General features: G+C 61.5%; 15 protein-coding genes. 12 read left to right on the forward strand and 3 right to left on the reverse strand.

Features of this window, described 5'->3' with window-relative positions; translation table 11 throughout:
* The first annotated feature begins 143 nt into the window (after positions 1 to 143).
* The 5 genes from CYR32_RS16930 (at position 144) to CYR32_RS16950 (ending at position 6,081) form a co-directional block, all read left to right on the forward strand.
* Positions 144 to 1,826 (forward strand): aspartate:alanine antiporter, encoded by a 1,683-nt coding sequence (locus CYR32_RS16930; protein ID WP_101826343.1) that lies wholly within the window; start codon positions 144 to 146, stop codon positions 1,824 to 1,826.
* A 270-nt stretch (positions 1,827 to 2,096) separates the two neighbouring features.
* Positions 2,097 to 2,879, forward strand: a complete 783-nt coding sequence (locus CYR32_RS16935; RefSeq protein WP_101826327.1) for a phosphatase PAP2 family protein — start codon at positions 2,097 to 2,099, stop codon at positions 2,877 to 2,879.
* The gene (gene ybjG, locus CYR32_RS16940) at positions 2,866 to 3,471 is read left to right on the forward strand and encodes an undecaprenyl-diphosphate phosphatase (protein WP_101826328.1); all 606 of its coding nucleotides are present in this window, start codon (positions 2,866 to 2,868) and stop codon (positions 3,469 to 3,471) included. Before CYR32_RS16935 ends, ybjG begins: the two co-directional genes overlap by 14 nt.
* Before the next feature lie 102 nt (positions 3,472 to 3,573).
* The gene (gene deoR, locus CYR32_RS16945; RefSeq protein ID WP_101826329.1) at positions 3,574 to 4,338 is read left to right on the forward strand and encodes a DNA-binding transcriptional repressor DeoR; all 765 of its coding nucleotides are present in this window, start codon (positions 3,574 to 3,576) and stop codon (positions 4,336 to 4,338) included.
* A 453-nt stretch (positions 4,339 to 4,791) separates the two neighbouring features.
* A complete protein-coding gene (locus tag CYR32_RS16950; protein WP_101826330.1) occupies positions 4,792 to 6,081 on the forward strand; it encodes an HAAAP family serine/threonine permease in 1,290 nt (429 codons plus the stop codon).
* 55 nt (positions 6,082 to 6,136) lie between these two features.
* Here CYR32_RS16950 and CYR32_RS16955 read toward each other — a convergent pair whose 3' ends face one another.
* Entirely contained in the window at positions 6,137 to 7,357 is a 1,221-nt protein-coding gene (locus CYR32_RS16955) for a serine hydrolase (protein ID WP_101826331.1), read from the reverse strand.
* A gap of 251 nt (positions 7,358 to 7,608) precedes the next feature.
* On the opposite strand from CYR32_RS16955, the gene CYR32_RS16960 reads away from it, so the two are divergent.
* Positions 7,609 to 7,953 (forward strand): GlpM family protein, encoded by a 345-nt coding sequence (locus CYR32_RS16960; protein WP_101826344.1) that lies wholly within the window; start codon positions 7,609 to 7,611, stop codon positions 7,951 to 7,953.
* A gap of 109 nt (positions 7,954 to 8,062) precedes the next feature.
* On the forward strand, positions 8,063 to 8,716 hold the full coding sequence (locus CYR32_RS16965) for an HAD family hydrolase (RefSeq protein WP_101826332.1): 654 nt from the start codon (positions 8,063 to 8,065) through the stop codon (positions 8,714 to 8,716).
* A gap of 3 nt (positions 8,717 to 8,719) precedes the next feature.
* Here CYR32_RS16965 and CYR32_RS16970 read toward each other — a convergent pair whose 3' ends face one another.
* Positions 8,720 to 9,646 (reverse strand): LysR family transcriptional regulator, encoded by a 927-nt coding sequence (locus CYR32_RS16970; RefSeq protein WP_101826333.1) that lies wholly within the window; start codon positions 9,644 to 9,646, stop codon positions 8,720 to 8,722.
* A 169-nt stretch (positions 9,647 to 9,815) separates the two neighbouring features.
* Between CYR32_RS16970 and CYR32_RS16975 the strand changes: the two genes are divergently transcribed.
* The 4 genes from CYR32_RS16975 (at position 9,816) to CYR32_RS16990 (ending at position 14,190) form a co-directional block, all read left to right on the forward strand.
* Positions 9,816 to 11,237: a M20 family metallopeptidase gene (locus tag CYR32_RS16975; RefSeq protein ID WP_101826334.1), complete on the forward strand. Its 1,422-nt coding sequence runs from the start codon at positions 9,816 to 9,818 to the stop codon at positions 11,235 to 11,237.
* Positions 11,234 to 12,499 (forward strand): MFS transporter, encoded by a 1,266-nt coding sequence (locus tag CYR32_RS16980; protein ID WP_101826335.1) that lies wholly within the window; start codon positions 11,234 to 11,236, stop codon positions 12,497 to 12,499. Before CYR32_RS16975 ends, CYR32_RS16980 begins: the two co-directional genes overlap by 4 nt.
* Before the next feature lie 385 nt (positions 12,500 to 12,884).
* A complete protein-coding gene (locus CYR32_RS16985; protein ID WP_101826345.1) occupies positions 12,885 to 13,592 on the forward strand; it encodes a phage antirepressor KilAC domain-containing protein in 708 nt (235 codons plus the stop codon).
* A gap of 364 nt (positions 13,593 to 13,956) precedes the next feature.
* The gene (locus tag CYR32_RS16990) at positions 13,957 to 14,190 is read left to right on the forward strand and encodes a hypothetical protein (protein ID WP_101826336.1); all 234 of its coding nucleotides are present in this window, start codon (positions 13,957 to 13,959) and stop codon (positions 14,188 to 14,190) included.
* A gap of 260 nt (positions 14,191 to 14,450) precedes the next feature.
* On the opposite strand, the gene CYR32_RS16995 is transcribed toward CYR32_RS16990, so the two are convergent.
* Positions 14,451 to 15,551, reverse strand: coding sequence for a PQQ-dependent sugar dehydrogenase (locus CYR32_RS16995; protein ID WP_241523851.1), 1,101 nt, complete (start codon positions 15,549 to 15,551; stop codon positions 14,451 to 14,453).
* A gap of 290 nt (positions 15,552 to 15,841) precedes the next feature.
* Between CYR32_RS16995 and CYR32_RS17000 the strand changes: the two genes are divergently transcribed.
* On the forward strand, positions 15,842 to 17,308 hold the full coding sequence (locus CYR32_RS17000; protein ID WP_101826338.1) for a TrkH family potassium uptake protein: 1,467 nt from the start codon (positions 15,842 to 15,844) through the stop codon (positions 17,306 to 17,308).
* The last annotated feature ends 810 nt before the right edge of the window (positions 17,309 to 18,118 follow it).

Genomic DNA, 18,118 nt, shown 5'->3' on the forward strand with positions numbered 1-18,118 from the left:
AAAATGTCGCGCATCATCGCGTTGTCACGGAGGGAACCGATCCCCTGGCGATTTTGCTGTCCGCTTCAAATATAATGCTGCTGAATTTATCCCGTTAACCCCTTCATATCAAGAATTTGTTGGTAAACAATAAGTTAACCTACGTGAACATAAACGTCTCTAATTTGTTAAACGGCAATTATGTCCTGTTGCTCTTCGTGGTGCTGGCGCTCGGTTTATGCCTGGGCAAGCTTCGGCTTGGCTCGGTACAGCTCGGGAATTCTATCGGCGTATTAGTGGTTTCCCTGATCCTCGGGCAGCAGCATTTCGCCATCAATACCGAAGCGCTGAGCCTCGGCTTTATGCTGTTCATTTTTTGCGTCGGCGTGGAAGCCGGGCCGAACTTCTTTTCGATTTTCTTCCGCGACGGTAAGAATTATTTAATGCTGGCGCTGGTGATGGTGTTCAGCGCGATGCTGATCGCGCTGGGGCTGGGCAGGCTGTTTGGCTGGGACATCGGCCTCACCGCCGGGATGCTGGCCGGCTCCATGACCTCCACCCCGGTGCTGGTCGGCGCGGGCGACACCCTGCGCAACACGCTCGGCAGCGGCCCGCAGCTTGAGGCCGCGCAGAACAACCTCAGCCTCGGCTACGCCCTGACCTACCTGATCGGCCTGGTGAGCCTGATTTTCGGCGCGCGCTACCTGCCGAAACTCCAGCACCAGGACCTGCCCACCAGCGCCCAGCAGATCGCCCGCGAGCGCGGGCTGGACACGGACAGCCAGCGCAAGGTCTACCTGCCGGTGATCCGCGCCTACCGCGTCGGCCAGGAGCTGGTCGCCTGGGCGGACGGCAAAAACCTGCGCGAGCTGGGCATCTACCGCCAGACCGGCTGCTACATCGAACGCATCCGCCGTAACGGCATCCTCGCCACGCCGGACGGCGACGCGGTGTTGCAGGTAGGCGATGAGATCGCGCTGGTGGGCTACCCGGACGCCCACGCCCGGCTCGACCCGAGCTTCCGCAACGGCAAAGAGGTGTTTGACCGCGACCTGCTCGACATGCGCATCGTCACCGAAGAGATCGTGGTGAAGAACAACAACGCGGTGGGCAAGCGGCTGAGCCAGATCCAGCTCACCGACCACGGCTGCTTCCTCAACCGGGTGATCCGCAGCCAGATTGAGATGCCGATCGACGACAGCACGGTGCTGAACAAAGGCGATGTGTTGCAGGTCAGCGGCGACGCGCGCCGGGTGAAGGGCGTGGCGGAGCGGATCGGCTTTATCTCCATCCACAGCCAGGTCACCGACCTGCTGGCATTCTGCGCCTTCTTTATCATCGGGCTGATGATCGGGATGATCACCTTCCAGTTCAAAAGCTTCTCATTCGGCATCGGTAACGCCGCCGGGCTGCTGTTCGCCGGCATCCTGCTCGGGTTCCTGCGGGCCAACCACCCGACTTTCGGCTACATCCCGCAGGGGGCGCTGAATATGGTGAAAGAGTTCGGCCTGATGGTGTTTATGGCCGGGGTCGGCCTCAGCGCGGGCAGCGGCATCACGCACGGGCTGGGCGCGGTGGGCGGGCAGATGCTGCTGGCCGGGCTGGTGGTGAGCCTGCTGCCGGTGGTGCTCTGCTTCCTGTTCGGTGCCTACGTGCTGCGCATGAACCGCGCCCTGCTGTTCGGCGCGCTGATGGGTGCGCGCACCTGCGCCCCGGCGATGGAGATCATCAGCGACACCGCCCGCAGCAACATCCCGGCGCTGGGCTATGCCGGCACTTACGCCATCGCCAACGTGCTGCTGACGCTGGCCGGGACGCTGATCGTCATTATCTGGCCCGGAACCTGACGTAATACCCTGACGGATAAACAGGTTTTAAAATTGCAATAATTTTTTTAAAAAAGCGTGGCCGTGCGCGAACTTCTGTCAGGCCGGGCAGTCTGAATAAGTGCCACTGCTTTTCTTTGATGTCCCCACTTTGGAGAGCCCGATAGTCCCGCCTGATTACAGGTTCAAGACTACCGGGTTTTTTCTTGCCTGCGTTTCCCTGCCCGCCCCACGCTGACTTAAGGTTCTCTTAAGCCAATCCGGTTACCGTTTCATGACAAATCAACCAGAATGTCACCGGAAGGTGCTGTGAAATCGCTTCTCTCCCGCGCTGTTGACCTAAATCGGGCCTCAACGGCCCCTGTGATTAAGATTTTCCCGCTTTACTCCCTGAGCCGCCGCTTTTACTGTTTCCAGGTTTTTGGCCTGTTGATCAGTGGGTTGCTGTTTGTCTGGCTCTCACGCCATGCGCAGTTTGACCTGGCCCTCAGCCGGATCTGGTTCGATCCGCTCAGCGGCCATTTTCCGTTGCAGGAGAACGTCTGGCTGGATCTGATCAACCACCGGCTGCTGAAACAGGGGGTGATCGCCGGGGCGCTGCTGGGCCTGCTGTGGGGTGGTGTGCGGCGTGAGCCGCGGGTAGTGCTGGTGATGCTGATGTTTGCCGTGGGGCCGCTGGTGGTCGGGCTGCTCAAGGCCACCAGCGCGCACTCGTGCCCCTGGGACTTAACGCTGTTCGGCGGCAAGGCGGCCGATTTCCCGCTGTTCGGGGCGGTGCCGGAAAACGCCGGGCCGGGGCGCTGTTTTCCCGGCGGCCACGCCTCCAGCGGTTTTAGTGTGATGGCGCTGTTTTTCCTGTTTTACCCGCAGCGGCAGCGGCTCGCCTGGGCCTGCTGGGGGGCGGGCATCGCGCTGGGGCTGGTGATGGGCTACGGGCAGGTGATGCGCGGGGCGCATTTTTTCACCCACAACCTGTGGGCCGGGTGGTGGGTGTGGGTTAGCCAATTGGCTGTTTTTGGGTGGGTAGACGGTTACCGCCGCATTAAATTAAGGAAGAGTAATGGAACAACTTAACCACCAGCTGTTCAGCTGGATCAACGCCACGCCGGATTCCCCGGCCTGGCTGCTGGCGTTTGCCACCTTTCTGGCACGCGACCTGATCATGATTGTGCCGCTGCTGATTGTCGGCCTGTGGCTCTGGGGGCGGCCCGACAGCATCACCCTGCAACGGGAGCTGGCCTGCAAGGCACTGATTGCGCTCTGCTTCGCCATGGCCGCCACCACCAGCATCTCGATGCTGTTCCCCCATGTACGGCCGTTTGTCGAGGGCTTTGGCTACACCTTCCTGCACCACGCGCCGGATGACTCCTTCCCCAGCGACCACGGCACCGCCATCTTCACCTTTGCGCTGGCCTTTCTCTGCTGGCACCGCACCTGGTCGGGGCTGGTGCTGATGGTGGTCGCCACCGGCATCGCCTGGTCACGCGTCTACCTCGGGGTACACTGGCCGCTGGACATGGTGGGCGGCCTGCTGGTGGGCGGCGTCGGCTGCCTGTTTGCCCAGCTGGTGTGGAACCTGTTCGGTGCCGCCATCGCCCCGCAGCTGGCGCGCCTCTACCGTTTCTGCTTCGCCTTGCCGATCCGCAAAGGCTGGACGAAGCACTGATCGCACAAAAGGCCTCTATGCAGGCCTTTTTTCTGCTTACCCCCTCACGTTTTTTTTCATCTGAAGCTAGTATGGAGGCCTTGCAACATGGTTGAGGTCAGGATGGAAACACGACGCGAAGAACGGATACAACGGCTGGTTCAGGCCCTGAAGCGGGCAGACAAAATTCACCTGAAAGAGGCCTCGGTGCTGCTGGGGGTGTCGGAGATGACCATCCGGCGCGATCTCAGCGCCCAGCCTGCGGGTGTGGTGCTGCTGGGCGGCTATGTGGTGATCGACCCGAAAATCAATAACGTCACCAACTACTTTGTCTCTGACCAGCAGGCCAGGCAGGTAGAGGAGAAGCGCCACGTCGGCGCGCTGGCGGCCAGGCGCGTCAGCGCCAATGACACCCTGTTTTTTGATTGCGGCACCACCATCCCCTATATCATCGAGGCGATTGATGAAGACCTGCCGTTTACCGCGGTCTGTTATTCGCTGAACACCTTTCTGGCCTTGCAGGATAAGCCGCTGTGCAACGTGGTGTTATGCGGCGGCACTTTCCGGCCGGACAGCTACATCTTCACCCCGCTGGCGGGCCACAACCTGCTGGACAACATCTGCCCCAACAAAGCCTTTATCTCGGCGGCCGGGGTGCATCTGGAGCACGGTGCCAGCTGCTTTAATTTCGAAGAGATTGAGATGAAACACCGCGCGCTGAGCGGTGCCGGCCAGCGCATCCTGGTCTGTGACCACACCAAGTTCGGCCAGGTGAAACCGGCGCGCATCGGCGACCTGACCCTGTTTGACACCGTCATCACCAACCGCCCGCCCGACCCCGCGTTTCTCCGCTATTTCAAGGCGCAGCAGATCACCCTGTTGAGCTGACCTCCCCTCCCCGCCCGGCCCGGCTGTTTAAAAGCGCGGCAAACAGTACGCCCACGGCCCGGCCCGCTATAGCAAACGATTGCGTTGCACGCTATGCTGCTGCCCGGCGGGCGCAGCAGCGGTTTAATCTGCTTAAAAAGCATGCAGTCAGCGTAATATTTCGCCAGACAGGCCTAAGAAACCTCTTATGGTGCATTTGCGAGAACGATCACGGATGTTTTCACCAAGGATCGCTATTGTGGCGCGCTGCCATTCCCTGACAGCAAGAATATCAGGACAAAATATCGCATTTGGGTCGCGCATCTTGTCTCTGCCGGGTGATGGCGGCATGATGCCGGACAAAAACGGGCAAAATTGCCGGTTGGCAAAAGAATATTTTTTAACCAGTTGCGCGTTCGGGCGGGCTGACGCCGGGGAGCCGGCTTTCTCTCAACGTGTTCACGCGGAGGCACTATGGACACTACACAAACGGGTACGATTATTTCCCCTGCTGACAGCGGGCCGGGCTGGCGCAAAACCGACACCATCTGGATGCTCGGGCTGTACGGCACCGCCATCGGGGCCGGTGTGCTGTTCCTGCCGATCAATGCCGGGGCGGGCGGCCTGATCCCGCTGGTGATCATGGCGCTGCTGGCCTTCCCGATGACCTACTACGCCCACCGCGGGCTGTGCCGTTTTGTGCTCTCCGGCAAAAACCCGGGCGAGGACATCACCGAAGTGGTGGAAGAGCATTTCGGGGCCGGGGCCGGTAAGCTCATCACCCTGCTCTACTTCTTCGCCATCTACCCGATTCTGCTGGTCTACAGCGTGGCAATCACCAACACCGTGGAGAGCTTCATCACCCACCAGATGCAGATGCAGGCCCCGCCCCGCGCCCTGCTGGCGCTGATCCTGATTGCCGGGCTGATGACCATTGTGCGCTTCGGCGAGCAGTTTATCGTGCGGGCGATGAGCATCCTGGTGTTCCCGTTTGTGGCGATCCTGATGCTGCTGGCGCTCTACCTGATCCCGAACTGGAGCACCGCGCTGTTCCAGAACGTCAGCTTCTCGGCGGCCGAAGGCAGCAACGGCCTGCTGATGACCCTGTGGCTGGCGATCCCGGTGATGGTGTTTGCCTTTAACCACTCGCCGATCATCTCCGCCTTTGCGGTGGCCAAGCGTAATGAGTATGGCGAGGGCGCGGAACGCAAATGCGCCGCGATTCTGGCGCGCAGCCACCTGATGATGGTTGCCACCGTGATGTTCTTCGTGTTCAGCTGCGTGCTGAGCCTCACCCCGGCAGACCTGCTGGCGGCCAAGGCGCAGAACATCTCGATCCTCTCCTACCTGGCGAACCACTTCCACAACCCGATGATTGAGTACCTGGCACCGTTTATCGCCTTTGTTGCCATCACCAAATCGTTCCTCGGCCACTACCTCGGCGCGCGGGAAGGTTTCAACGGGCTTATCATCAAATCCCTGCGCGGCAAGGGCAAAAGCCTGCCGGTAAGCAAACTGAACCGCATCACCGCGCTGTTTATGCTGGTGACCACCTGGATCGTGGCGACCCTGAACCCCAGCATCCTGGGGATGATTGAAACACTGGGCGGCCCGGTGATCGCCATGCTGCTGTTCCTGATGCCGATGTACGCCATCCAGAAAGTCCCGGCGATGCGCAAATACAGCGGCGCGGCCAGCAACCTGTTTGTGGTGCTGATGGGGCTGGTGGCGATCTCCGCCATCCTCTACAGCCTGTTCGGCTAAACGCGCCGGGCAACGAAAAAAAAGAGCGCCGCGGCGCTCTTTTTTATTGCAGCCCTCAGGCCTTGTCTTTGTCCCCGAACCAGCCGCCGAACCAGCTGCTGAGCTGCATCATCACCCGGTCCCACAGGCGGCTGATAAAGCCCCCCTCTTTGACCTCGGTCAGCGCCACCAGCGGCCGCTGCTCCACCACCTTACCGTTCAGCTCAAAGTTAATGGTGCCGACCACCTGGTTTTTCGCCAGCGGCGCTTCCAGTTGCGGCTGGTTGAGCTTGAAGCTCGCTTTGAGGTTCTTCATCTCCCCGCGCGGAATGGTGATGGCAGCGTCCTTCGCCACGCCCAGCGGCACCTCATTGGCATCCCCGAACCAGACCCGCTGGCTGACGAACGGCGCGTCGGCCTTGATCGGCGTGGCGGTTTCGTAGAAGCGGAAGCCCCAGGTCAGCAGCGCCTGGCTCTCGTTAAAGCGGATGTTGTCACTCGGCGCGCCCAGCACCACGGAGATCAGCCGCATGCCGTTGTCGGTGGCGGAGGAGACCAGGTTATACCCGGCACCCGAGGTGTAGCCGGTTTTCACGCCGTCCACGTTCAGGTTGGTGCTCCACAACAGCCGGTTGCGGTTTACCTGGCGGATGCGGTTAAAAGTGAACTCTTTCTCTTTGTGCAGTGCGTATTCATCCGGCGTGTCGCGGATCATCGCCTGGGTGATCAGCGCCATGTCACGCGCGGTGCTGTACTGCCCTTCTGCGTCCAGCCCGTGCACCGTCAGGAAGTGTGTGTTCTGCAACCCCAGCGCCTGCGAGTAGGTGTTCATCAGCCGCACAAAGGCGTCCTGGCTGCCGGCCACGTAGTCCGCCAGCGCGATGCTGGCATCGTTGCCGGACTGGATCACGATCCCTTTGTTCAGCTCCGAGACCGGCACCCGGTCGCCGGGCTTCAGGAACATCAGCGACGATCCGCGCAGCGCCGGGTTGCCGGTGGCCCAGGCATCTTTGCCCACGGTGACCATGTCATCCGGGGTGATCTTCTTCGCCTTGATCGACTGGCCAATCACATAGCTGGACATGATTTTCGTCAGGCTGGCCGGGTCGAGGCGGGTGTCGGGGTTGGATTCGGCCAGGATCTTGCCGCTGTTGTAGTCCATCAGCACATAGGCTTTGGCGTTGATTTGCGGGGCGACCGGGGCATCCGCGGCACCGGCGGGCGCGGTGGTCAGCAGCAGCAGCGCGGTGCCGAAGCCGGTGACGGCGCGCAGGGAGAGTACGGGAGAGTTGTTCATCGGCGGATCAGCGTTTCCATTCAGACAATTGAAAATTCACACGCTTTCAATCAGATCGTGTTGTACCTGTGTGGTGCAAACCTAGCATTTTTTTTACCCGCTGATAAACCTTCTCTATGTAAAGTTTTCATCCTGCGCACGTTTATTAACACAAATTACTGCGATCTTGTGCCGGGGCAGCGGCAGGAGGATTGACCCGGCCCGGCGGCTGCGGCATGGTGTGGCTCTTTTGTCTGCGGATTGAACAGGTTATGGGATTGTTTCTGAAAGCGGCCATCGGCGCGCTGGTGGTGGTGCTGATCGGCCTCTTATCGAAGAGCAAACATTACTACATCGCCGGGCTGGTGCCGCTGTTCCCCACCTTTGCGCTGATTGCCCACTACATCGTCGGCAGTGAGCGATCGATTGAGGCGCTGCGCACCACCATCATTTTCGGCATCTGGGCGGTGATCCCCTACCTGGCCTATCTGGTGTCGCTGTGGTTTTTCGTCGGGCTCTGGCGGCTGCCGCTGGCCCTGCCGGCGGCGGTGGGCTGCTGGGTGGTGGCCGCCTGGCTGCTGATCCAGGGCTGGAACCGCTGGCACGGGCAGGCGTGACGCGGCGCTGTCGTCTGGGTGTCACTTTTCTGATTTAGTCTGGCGCTCCCTGACGCAGCGGGGAATGCCGCCTACGCTGTGAGAAGCCACGCTGACCCCGGAGATACCTATGGACTTAGCCCTGTTCGATCTTGACGAGACGTTGCTGTGTGAAAACAGCGCCGCCCTGTGGCTGCGCTGGCTGGTCTCCCAGGGGTTCGCCCCGGCGGAGCTGGTGCGCCGGCAGCCTGACCTGCTGGAGAAGGCGCGGCGCGGGGCGCTGGCCGGTGAGGATCACCGGCTGGTGACACTGTCACCGCTGGCCGGGCTGAGCCGCCGTACCGTCTCCGGCTGGGTTGACCGCTTTATCCAGCGCGACATCCTGCCGCGCATCTACCCGGACGCCCGCCGCCAGCTGCTCTGGCACCGGGAACGCGGTGACTACATCATCATCCTGTCTGCCAGCGGCAACCACCTGGTGAACCCGATTGCGCTGATGCTGGGGGCGCAGCAGGCGCTGGCCCCGGACGCCGGCATCGAGGATGACCGCTTTACCGGCACCCCCTGCCCGGCCACCGCCCACCACGACCACGCCCAACGGGTGGAGAGTTGGCTGGCGGGCTGGCACGGCGAGCCGTTTGGCGCGCTGCACGGCTACAGTGACTCGATCACAGACCGGGCGCTGCTGGAGCGGGTCGACCACGCCAGCGTGATCAACCCCGCGCCGGAGCTGCATGCGCTGGCCAGCCAGAGCGGCTGGCAGGTGCGCGCCTGGCAGCGCTGAAACTTACACCAGGCTGAAATCACGCCGGAAGGCGTCACTCTCCCGGCTGACCTCCTCGCGCAGGAAGGCCAGAAACAGCTTCAGCGCCGCCGACTGGCGCGTGCCCGCCTGCGTCTGGATTTGCAGCGTGCGCTGGCTGAGCTGGCCAACCTGAAGATCGCGCAGCCGCACGCCATCCTGCCGGGCGCGGAACAGCAGCGAGAAGTGGCTGCAGGCGGTGATCGCCTGCGGCGTGTTCAGCATAAACTGGTAGAGCGCCGAGAAGTTGTTGCAGCTGAGCGTCGGCTCCAGAAAGGTGCCGCTCATGCGGCAGGAGAGATCGAACAGCTGGCGGATGGTGGTGCCCGGCTCCGGCAGCGCCAGCGGATAGGGATGCAGGGCAGCGAGATCCACCGCCCCCTGCGCCAGCGGGTGGTCCGGGCGCATCACCAGCAGCACCGGGGCCGGAAAGGCGGCCACCACCTCCACGCCGCGCTCCGGTGCCAGGCAGAACTGTAACGCCACATCCGCCCCGCCGCTGCGCACCGCCTCCGACACCTCCACCGCCGGGCTGACCATCAGGTGAAAGGTCACCGACGGCGTCTGCGCCCGGAAGCGGGTCAACAGCGCCGGCAGCAGGTCGAAGGCCATGCCGTCCGTGCAGGCCACCCGGATCAGCGTGCGGCGCACCGCCCGCAGCCCCTGGATCTCCGCCACCGCGTAGTCCATATCGCGCATACTTTTGCGCACATGGTTCTCCAGGATTTTCCCCGCATCGTTCAATACCATCCCGCGTGCGTGGCGCTCAAACAGCGGCGCGCCGACCTTCGCCTCCAGCCGCTGGATCTGGCGGCTGATGGCCGAGACCGCCACAAAAAGCTGCTGGCTGGCGGCCGCCAGTGAGCCGGTATTGGCCACGGCGATAAAGTAACGGATTTCCGTGCTGTGCATAGGCTTGCCCCAAAATGGTACATGCCTCAAAAACGGGCACCCGAGCCTTATAGTAAAAGCAACGCGCGCTTGCAATTATTATTATTGTGGCAACCCTCGCGATTGGCTTAGATGGAGAGGCACAACAGAGAAAGCGCCCCCATAATAATTCACGCAGACAGGGACCATGATGACAGCACAACAAGCAGTAGCCCAGGCGCTCGCCTGGTTTGACAGCGGCGCGTTCCGCGACACCCTGGCCCGCCGGGTGGCCTACGCCACCGAGAGCCAGCGGGATGACCGTGACGCGGTGCTCGCCGCCTATCTCACGGAGGAGATCGCCCCGCCGCTGGCGGAGATGGGCTTCACCCTGACGTGGCTCGACAACCCGGAAGCGGCCAACCGGCCGTTCCTGATCGCCGCCCGCATTGAAGACCCGGCGCTGCCGACCCTGCTCTGCTACGGCCACGGCGATGTGGTCACCGGGGATGCCGAAGGCTGGCGCAGCGGCCTGACGCCCTGGGTGCTGGTGGAGGAAGGCGACCGCTGGTATGGCCGCGGCACCGCGGACAACAAAGGCCAGCACAGCGTCAACCTGGCGGCGCTGGCGCAGGTCTACGCCGCGCGCGGCGGCCGGCTCGGCTTTAACTGTAAGCTGCTGTTTGAGATGGGCGAAGAGATCAGCTCCCCGGGGCTGGCGGCCCTCTGCCGCACCCACCGGGAGGCGCTGCGTGCCGATCTGTTTATCGCCGCGGATGGGCCGCGCATGAGCGCCGAACGGCCGACGCTGTTCCTCGGCTCGCGCGGCTGCGTTAATTTCCGGCTGAGCGTGGCACCGCGTGAACGCGCCTACCACTCCGGCAACTGGGGCGGCGTGCTCAGCAACCCCGGCACCCGGCTGGCGAACGCCATTGCCGCGCTGGTGGATGCGCGCGGTGCGCTGCAGGTCGCGGCGCTGAAGCCGCCCGCCCTGACCCCGGCGCTGCGGGCGATCCTCAGCGAGCTGGAGGCGGGCGGCCAGCCGGGCGACCCGGCGATCGATGCTGACTGGGGCGAACCGGGGCTGACGCCTGCCGAGCGGCTGTTTGGCTGGAACACGCTGGAGGTGCTCAGTGTCCTGACCGGCAACCCGCAACAGCCGATGAACGCCATCCCGGCGCACGCCACCGCCGTCTGCCAGTTGCGTTTTGTGGTAGAGACCGACTGGACGCACCTGGCCGGTCACCTGCGCGCCCACCTGGATGCCGCAGGCTTCCCGGATGTGCAGGTAGAGGTGATCCGCGGCACCCCGGCGACCCGCCTCGACCCGGCCGACCCGCTGGTGGGCTGGGCGCTCGGCATCATGCAGCAGGCCAGCGGCAAAAAACCGGCCCTGCTGCCCAACCTCGGCGGGTCGCTGCCGAATGAGGTCTTCGCAGAAATTCTCGGCCTGCCGACGCTCTGGATCCCGCACTCTTACCCCGCCTGCGGCCAGCACGCCGCCGATGAACACCTGCTGAAACCGGTGGCGCGCGAGGGGCTACAGATCATGGTGGAGCTGCTGTGGGCGCTGGGTGAGGCGGAAAACCCGCTGCGCCGGGCTGCTGCACTGGAACAGGAGGCGACGCCATGAGCGCTACCCTGACCCTCAGCACCCCGCGCCCCAGCCTCTATAAAACCCTGTTTGCCACCTGCATCGGCAATGCGCTGGAGTGGTTTGACATCGCGGTCTACGGCTTTTTTGCCGCCTACATCGCCCACGCCTTTTTCCCGGCGGCTGACCCGGCGGTGTCGCTGCTGCTGGCGTTCGGCAGTTTCGGCGTCTCCTTCTTGATCCGCCCGCTGGGGGCGGTGGTGCTGGGCGCGTATGCTGACCGCGCCGGGCGTAAGGCGTCGCTGCTGCTCTCCATCAGCCTTATGATGCTGGGCGGGCTGATCATCGTCGTCATGCCGACCTACCAGAGCATCGGGCTGGCGGCCCCGCTGCTGGTGCTGCTGGCGCGGCTGATCCAGGGCTTCTCCGCCGGAGGTGAGTTCGGCAGCTCCACCGCCTTCCTGGTCGAGCACTTCCCGGAGCGGCGTGCCTTTATCGCCAGCTGGCAGTTCGCTACCCAGGGGGCGAGTACCCTGCTCGCCTCCCTGTTCGGGCTGGGGCTGGCCGCCTGGCTGACCGAGGCGCAGATCCAGGCGTGGGGCTGGCGGGTGCCGTTCGCCTTTGGCCTGCTGATCGGCCCTGTGGGGCTGTACATCCGCCGCCACCTGCATGAGCCGGTGACGCAGGAGGCCGCCCCGCGCACCACCTCGCCGGTGAAGACGCTGGCGCGTGAGCAGAAGGGCCGTTTCTTTATCGCCATCGGGCTGATGGTGGTGTCAACGGCGGTGAACTACCTGCTGAACTATGTGCCGACCTACGCCACCAAAACCCTGCACCTGCCGGGTCAGGCCGCTTTCAGCGCGACGCTGATTGCCGGGATCATCCTGACGGTGGTGACGCCGCTGATGGGGCTGTGGGCGGAACGCATCGGCCGCCTGCCGCTGATGTGGGGCTCGCTGCTGTTGCTGCTGGTGAGCGTCTGGCCCGGCTTCTGGCTGATGACGCGCAACCTGTCGCCGCTGTCGCTCTGCCTGCTGATAGGCTGGATGGCGCTGCTGAAGTCGGTTTACTTTGCCACGGTGCCGTCGCTGATGGCGGATCTCTTCCCGGTCTCCACCCGCGCCAGCGGCATGGCGATCAGCTATAACGTGGCGGTGACCGTGTTCGGCGGCTTTGCGCCTTTCATCTGTACGCTGCTGATCACCTCGACCGGCACCCCGCTCGCCCCGAGCTACTACCTGATGGCGGTCAGCCTGCTGAGCGCCTGGGCGCTGCTGCGGGCGCAACGCCTGCCGCGCTGACCCGCTGACCCGCTGCCGCGCAGCCGCGCAAGGGCGATATTCCCGCCTGTTTCCTGCCCCGCAAGGGGCAGTTTTTCCTGCCCGGCCCTTCCCCTCCCGGTGGCTGCAACGCCTCCTGCATCCATGGTGAAATAAGTATGTTGTAACTACGAATGCCCCCAGCTTATGCACACCTTGTGCCGCCCCTGTATAACCCCCTGGTCTCCGCCGCGACAGGAAAGTACTGATCACCGCCAGCCCTTGTGTGGCGCGGGCTGCGGGAAATGTGCTTATTTTTCGCACTGTTAGTTGCGCAAAGAAAACACTGGATATATCCACAGGTATGCTGTATATTTATTGAACTCCGTGGGGAGACGTAGCGTTCTGACATTGAGTGGTGAAAGTGATGATGATTTCCGCAGCGGGTTTTGAAGCCCTTCATCAAACGGTCTCAATGAGCAGCCGGGAACTGGCTGAACTGACCGGAACCTCGCATGGCGAGGTAAAGCGCCTGATCAAAAGCCTGGAAACGGCCCAGCGTGTGTCGCAGCCTTTGCGCACCGCGGATTATGAGCGCGATGGGGAAACTTTTCAGGAGTACCTGTTGAACAAGCGTGATTCACTGATGGTGGTGGCCCGCCTGTCGCCGGCCTTTACCTCGGTGGTGCTGGATCGCTGGCAGGAACGTGAACTGACCCACGACCTGCCGGACTTTACCAACCCGGCAGTGGCAGCCCGTGCCTGGGCGGAAGAGTTCGAACGCCGCCAGGCGATGGAAAAGCAGATCGCCCTCATCGCCCCGAAGGCAGACTTTTTTGACCGGTATGTCACCGTTGAGGGCACGCTGGGCTTCCGCCAGGTGTGCAAGCTGCTGAAGGTCAAAGAGACCGATTTCCGCCAGTTCCTGCTGGAGCGCCAGATCATGTACCGCCTGGCCGGTGCCCTGACGCCATACCAGCAGCACATTGATGCCGGCCGTTTTGAGATGCACTCCGGCACCGGCGAAAACAGCCACGCCTTCTCGCAGGCGCTGTTTACGTCGAAAGGCGTGAAATGGGTGGCTGACCTCTGGGCAAACAAAGTGACCCAGACGGCGCGCGGTGCCGCCGCCTGATCGGCAGGGCTTTACCAACACAGGCAACCGCACAGGGCCGGCAGGCGCGGACTCCCCTTTCCGCGCCGCCGGCCCTGTTTCTTTATGCCCTCTTTTATTCCCCGCCCCTTCCCGCTATTGATTAATGGCGCTGTAAATAAGCCATGCGCGTTTATCCCCCGCGGGAGTTAATTGGGTGCTTATCTATTTCCAGCCAGCAATATTTCTGCATTATTCACCTTTCCTTGTTAATTCCCCGCGTTATTTTCACGTAATTAAAACGTTAATGCAGTCACACTTCCTTACCTGCGCCGTTTATTTGTTTTTACGCCTATTTTATTTTTTATGGGTCCCGTCCTGTTGCCTGTTAACCCGAGGCTCTGTTATGGCACTCTACAAATATGAAAATTTTTTGCGGCAGTCCCGTGTTGCAGCCTTTGATATGATCTACGACCCGGGTGCCACCGTGGTCTACCCCGGCATCTACCGCTGCACCTCCTGCGGGGATGAGATTGCCGTCGGCAGCGGCCAGCGCCTGCCGGAGCTTAACCACCGCCAGCACTACGGCTCGGTGCCGGTGCGCTGGCAATTGCTGGTCTACCCACAATTACGGTCCTGATTATTTTTACCGTAAAATACGCCGTGAAATAATGCCTTTCCTATTTATGGCGATTATTTCTCTCACCACGGCCCTCTTTGCGTTATAGGTTTGCATTGAAACCCCAATAAAGTAATGAGGCCAAAAAATGATAAACGCATCCGGAAAGGTGTTATTTTTACCCCTATAAATTGCCGCCTGAATTATTATTTTTATTAACGCAGGAAAAGGATAACCCCGGTTAATAAGAGGGGGCATCCCGGATAGATGCCCTTTATTTTTTATTTCTCACCGACCCGTAACAATTTCCCGTTCTCTGCATCGGTTAACAGATAGAGATAACCGTCCGGCCCCAGGCGTACCTCACGGATACGCTCTTTGCGGCTGCTTAACAGCCGCTCCTCGCTGACAACCCGGTCACCCTCCAGCGTCAGCCGGATCAGCTCCTCCTGCGCCAGCGCGCCGACGAACAACGAGTGCTGCCAGGCGGGGAAGCGATCGGCGTTATAGAAGGCCATGCCGCTCACGCCCGGGGATTTCTTCCAGGCAAACAGCGGCGGCTCGGTGCCGGGGGCGGTTTCCCCTTTTGCCTCCGGGATGGCCAGGCCGGAGTAGTTGATGCCGTGGGTCGCCAGCGGCCAGCCGTAATTTTTACCCGCCTGCGGGATATTCACCTCATCGCCGCCGCGCGGCCCGTGCTCCGTCTCCCACATCACGCCGCTCCAGGGGTTGAGCGCCAGCGACTGCGGGTTGCGGTGGCCGTATGACCAGATCTCCGGCCGGGCATCGCTGCGTGTGACAAAGGGGTTATCGGCCACCGGCTGCCCTTCCGGCGTCAGGCGCACGATTTTCCCCTGCAGCAGCGACAGCTTCTGGGCGGTCGGCCGCTGGTTGTTCTCGCCCAGCGTCATAAACAGGTTGCCCTGGCGGTCAAACGCCAGTTTGCCGCCGAAGTGGTTGCCGGTGGAGAGCTTGGGCTGCTGCTGGAAAATGCGCTTAAAGCCGGTGAGCTGGGTAAAGTCCGCGGAGAGCTGCCCATACCCCAGCGCGGTGCCGGCTTTTTCCACCTCGTCACCGCTGCCCTGTTCCGCATAGCTCAGGTAAACCCGGCGGCTCTGGGCGAAATCGGGCGCGGGCAGCACTTCCAGCAAGCCACCCTGCCCCTGCGCCCAGACCTGCGGCACACCGCTAATCGGGGCGGAGAGGCCTTTGCCCGGCTGCCAGCGGCGCAACTGGCCGCCGCGTTCGGTAATCAGTGCCCCCTGGTTATCCGGCAGGAAGGCCAGTGACCAGGGGTGATCCAGCCCCTCCTGCAACACCGTGACCACCGGTTCAGCGGCAAGGGCGGGTAAAGCGGCCACATTCAGCAAACAACAACTCATCAACAAAGCAGAAACACGCGGCAACGGCATCGGGGTATCTCCATGTTAAGGTGTGTGTTAAGGGTAGATGATGGGGCTTGCTGCCACCGCCTGCGGCGGGTGACTTTACGTTTGCTGACATTCCCGGTAGGGTGCGCCATTCAGAACGCCGCAACCCACAAATTCAGGCTACGCTGTAATCAACTTGTTGCGGTGCTGTACAGGTAACGTGCAGAATCCTTTTTTTTACACCTTTTTTACGGCGCGACAGGTATCCTTTCCTGCGAAAAGTCAGACAGATGAGAGAGTAAATGGTCAACACATCACAGGCGAAGGTCATCATTCATTTATGCAGTTACCTGATTGTCCTTTACGGGCTGACGCTGGCCATACCGCTGATGTTTGCGCTCTACTTCCGCGAGCGCGCCGAGATTTTTGCCTTTTTATACACCCTGATGATCTGCCTCGGCACCGGGCTTATCGGTTCGTTTCTCACCCGGAAAAGCCCGCGGCATAACCTCGACCGTAAAAACGGCTTTTTGCTGATCCTGCTGTTGTGGGTGATTTTTTCGCTGGTCAGCGGCCTGCCGCTGCTGCTGAATGAGGATATGCACATCCGGCTGGTGGATGCGGTGTTTGAGGGGGTGTCGGGCATCACCACCACCGGCGGGTCGGTGCTGAGCAACATCGACGCCCTGCCGCGCTCGATCCACTATTTCCGGGCGCAGCTTAACTTTGTCGGCGGGTTGGGGGTCATCATCCTGGCGATCGCCATTCTGCCGCTGCTGGGCGTGGGCGGGCTGAAGATGTACCAGTCGGAGATGCCCGGCCCGATGAAAGAGGAGCGCGTGACGCCGCGGCTGGCGGACGGCGCGAAGAACCTCTGGTTCGTCTACCTGATGCTGGGGGTGCTCTGTACCCTGGCCTACCGGGTGGCGGGGCTGACCTGGTTTGACGCGTTGTGCCACGGCATCGCCACGGTGTCGCTGGGCGGCTACTCCACGCGCGGTGACAGCCTGGGGTATTACAATAACGACGCGGTGGAAGTGGTCGCGGGGGTGTTTTCACTGCTGTCGGCGGTGAGTTTTACCCTCTATTTCTTTGCGCTGAAGAAGCGCAGCGTGATGGTGATTCTGCGTAACCCGGAGTTCCGTTTCTTTATCGGCCTGGCGGCGGTGGTGATCGGTATTACCTGTTTTGAGTTGTACCGGGTTAACCACTTCACGCTGCGCGAGTCGCTGGTGCACGGCTTCTTTATGGCCTCGTCGGTGATGACGGACAACGGCCTCGCCCCCAGCGACTACGGCAGCTGGCCGCAGCATGTGATTATGCTGCTGATGCTCTCCAGTTTCTTCGGCGGCTGTATCGGCTCGACCTGCGGCGGCATCAAGATTTTCCGTATTTACGTGCTGTACCAGCAGTGTAAGGGGGAGATTCACCAGATCCTGCGGCCGAACCAGATCAAGACCATCAAGATGGGCACCAGCCCGATTGACGACCGGATTGTGAAGTCGATCTGGGGGTTCTTTATTCTCTATATTTTCTTCACGGTGGTGCTGACCTGGATCCTGAACAGCATGGGGTATGACATGCTGACGGCGTTCGCTACCGTGGCCGCCTGTATCAACAATATGGGGCTGGGCTACGGTGCCACCGCCACCGGTTTCGGCACGCTGAATGACGGCGCCAAGTGGCTGATGTGCCTGGCAATGCTGCTGGGGCGTCTGGAGATTTTCCCGGTTATTGTGTTGTTTTCGCGGAATTTTTGGCGGTACTAGTTGGCGGCGTGGGCAGACGCCGCGGCTGCCCTTAGTGTTAGTACGCGGTACGGCTTTTAAGGGGTTTGTGGCATATTTCGGTTGTTTATGTGTGGTTATGCAACTGGGGTTAAATGGGGATCGAGGGTTGTTGCGTTGGCATACGCCCGCACGCTTTCTGCGGCCCCGCTGCCGCCACCGCGCAAGGGGCGCGTAGGCGCGCGCCCCTTGCATCCCCGCGCCCTGGTGTCCCGGCAGAATTATTGCCCGCTCCGCGGGTTCCCTCCAGCGTCCTCCGGGCTGTTCGGGCCGGTACAGACACGCTCCCAGCGTGGCTGTACCTTTCGCGGACATCCATGTCCGCTCACCCGGCCCTGCGTCCTCGTCGGCAATAATTTAATGCCCCCACCTCCTCTGCAAACCCGTGAGTATGTAAGGAAAGAGTAGATAAGACATTTGTCATGACTGTGTGTGCTTTATGTATGCTGATGCATGGGGCTATAAAGTTGGGCAGACAGATTTAACCTTCGCGGATTGTGTTCGGCTATTTCCAGACAGATTTTCGGCTTGTAGAAATGGTAAAGCGCTAAAACCCATTGCTGTATAAACCGCATAGCTGAGTAATCCCACCAAACGACGACAAATCCCCTACCTACAACCCCTTACTGCATAAGTCAGCAGAAGCAAGTAAACCCACAGAACGCCCAAAAATCCCCCACCTACTTTTTCCTTACATGCCCACAGGTTTGCAGAGGTGGTGGGGGCGTAAAAATCATTGCCGAGTGGAGACGCAGGGCCGGGCGAGCACACAGGGATGTGTGCGAGAGTCGC

The organism is Chimaeribacter coloradensis, from assembly GCF_002858715.1.
GTDB lineage: Bacteria > Pseudomonadota > Gammaproteobacteria > Enterobacterales > Enterobacteriaceae > Chimaeribacter > Chimaeribacter coloradensis.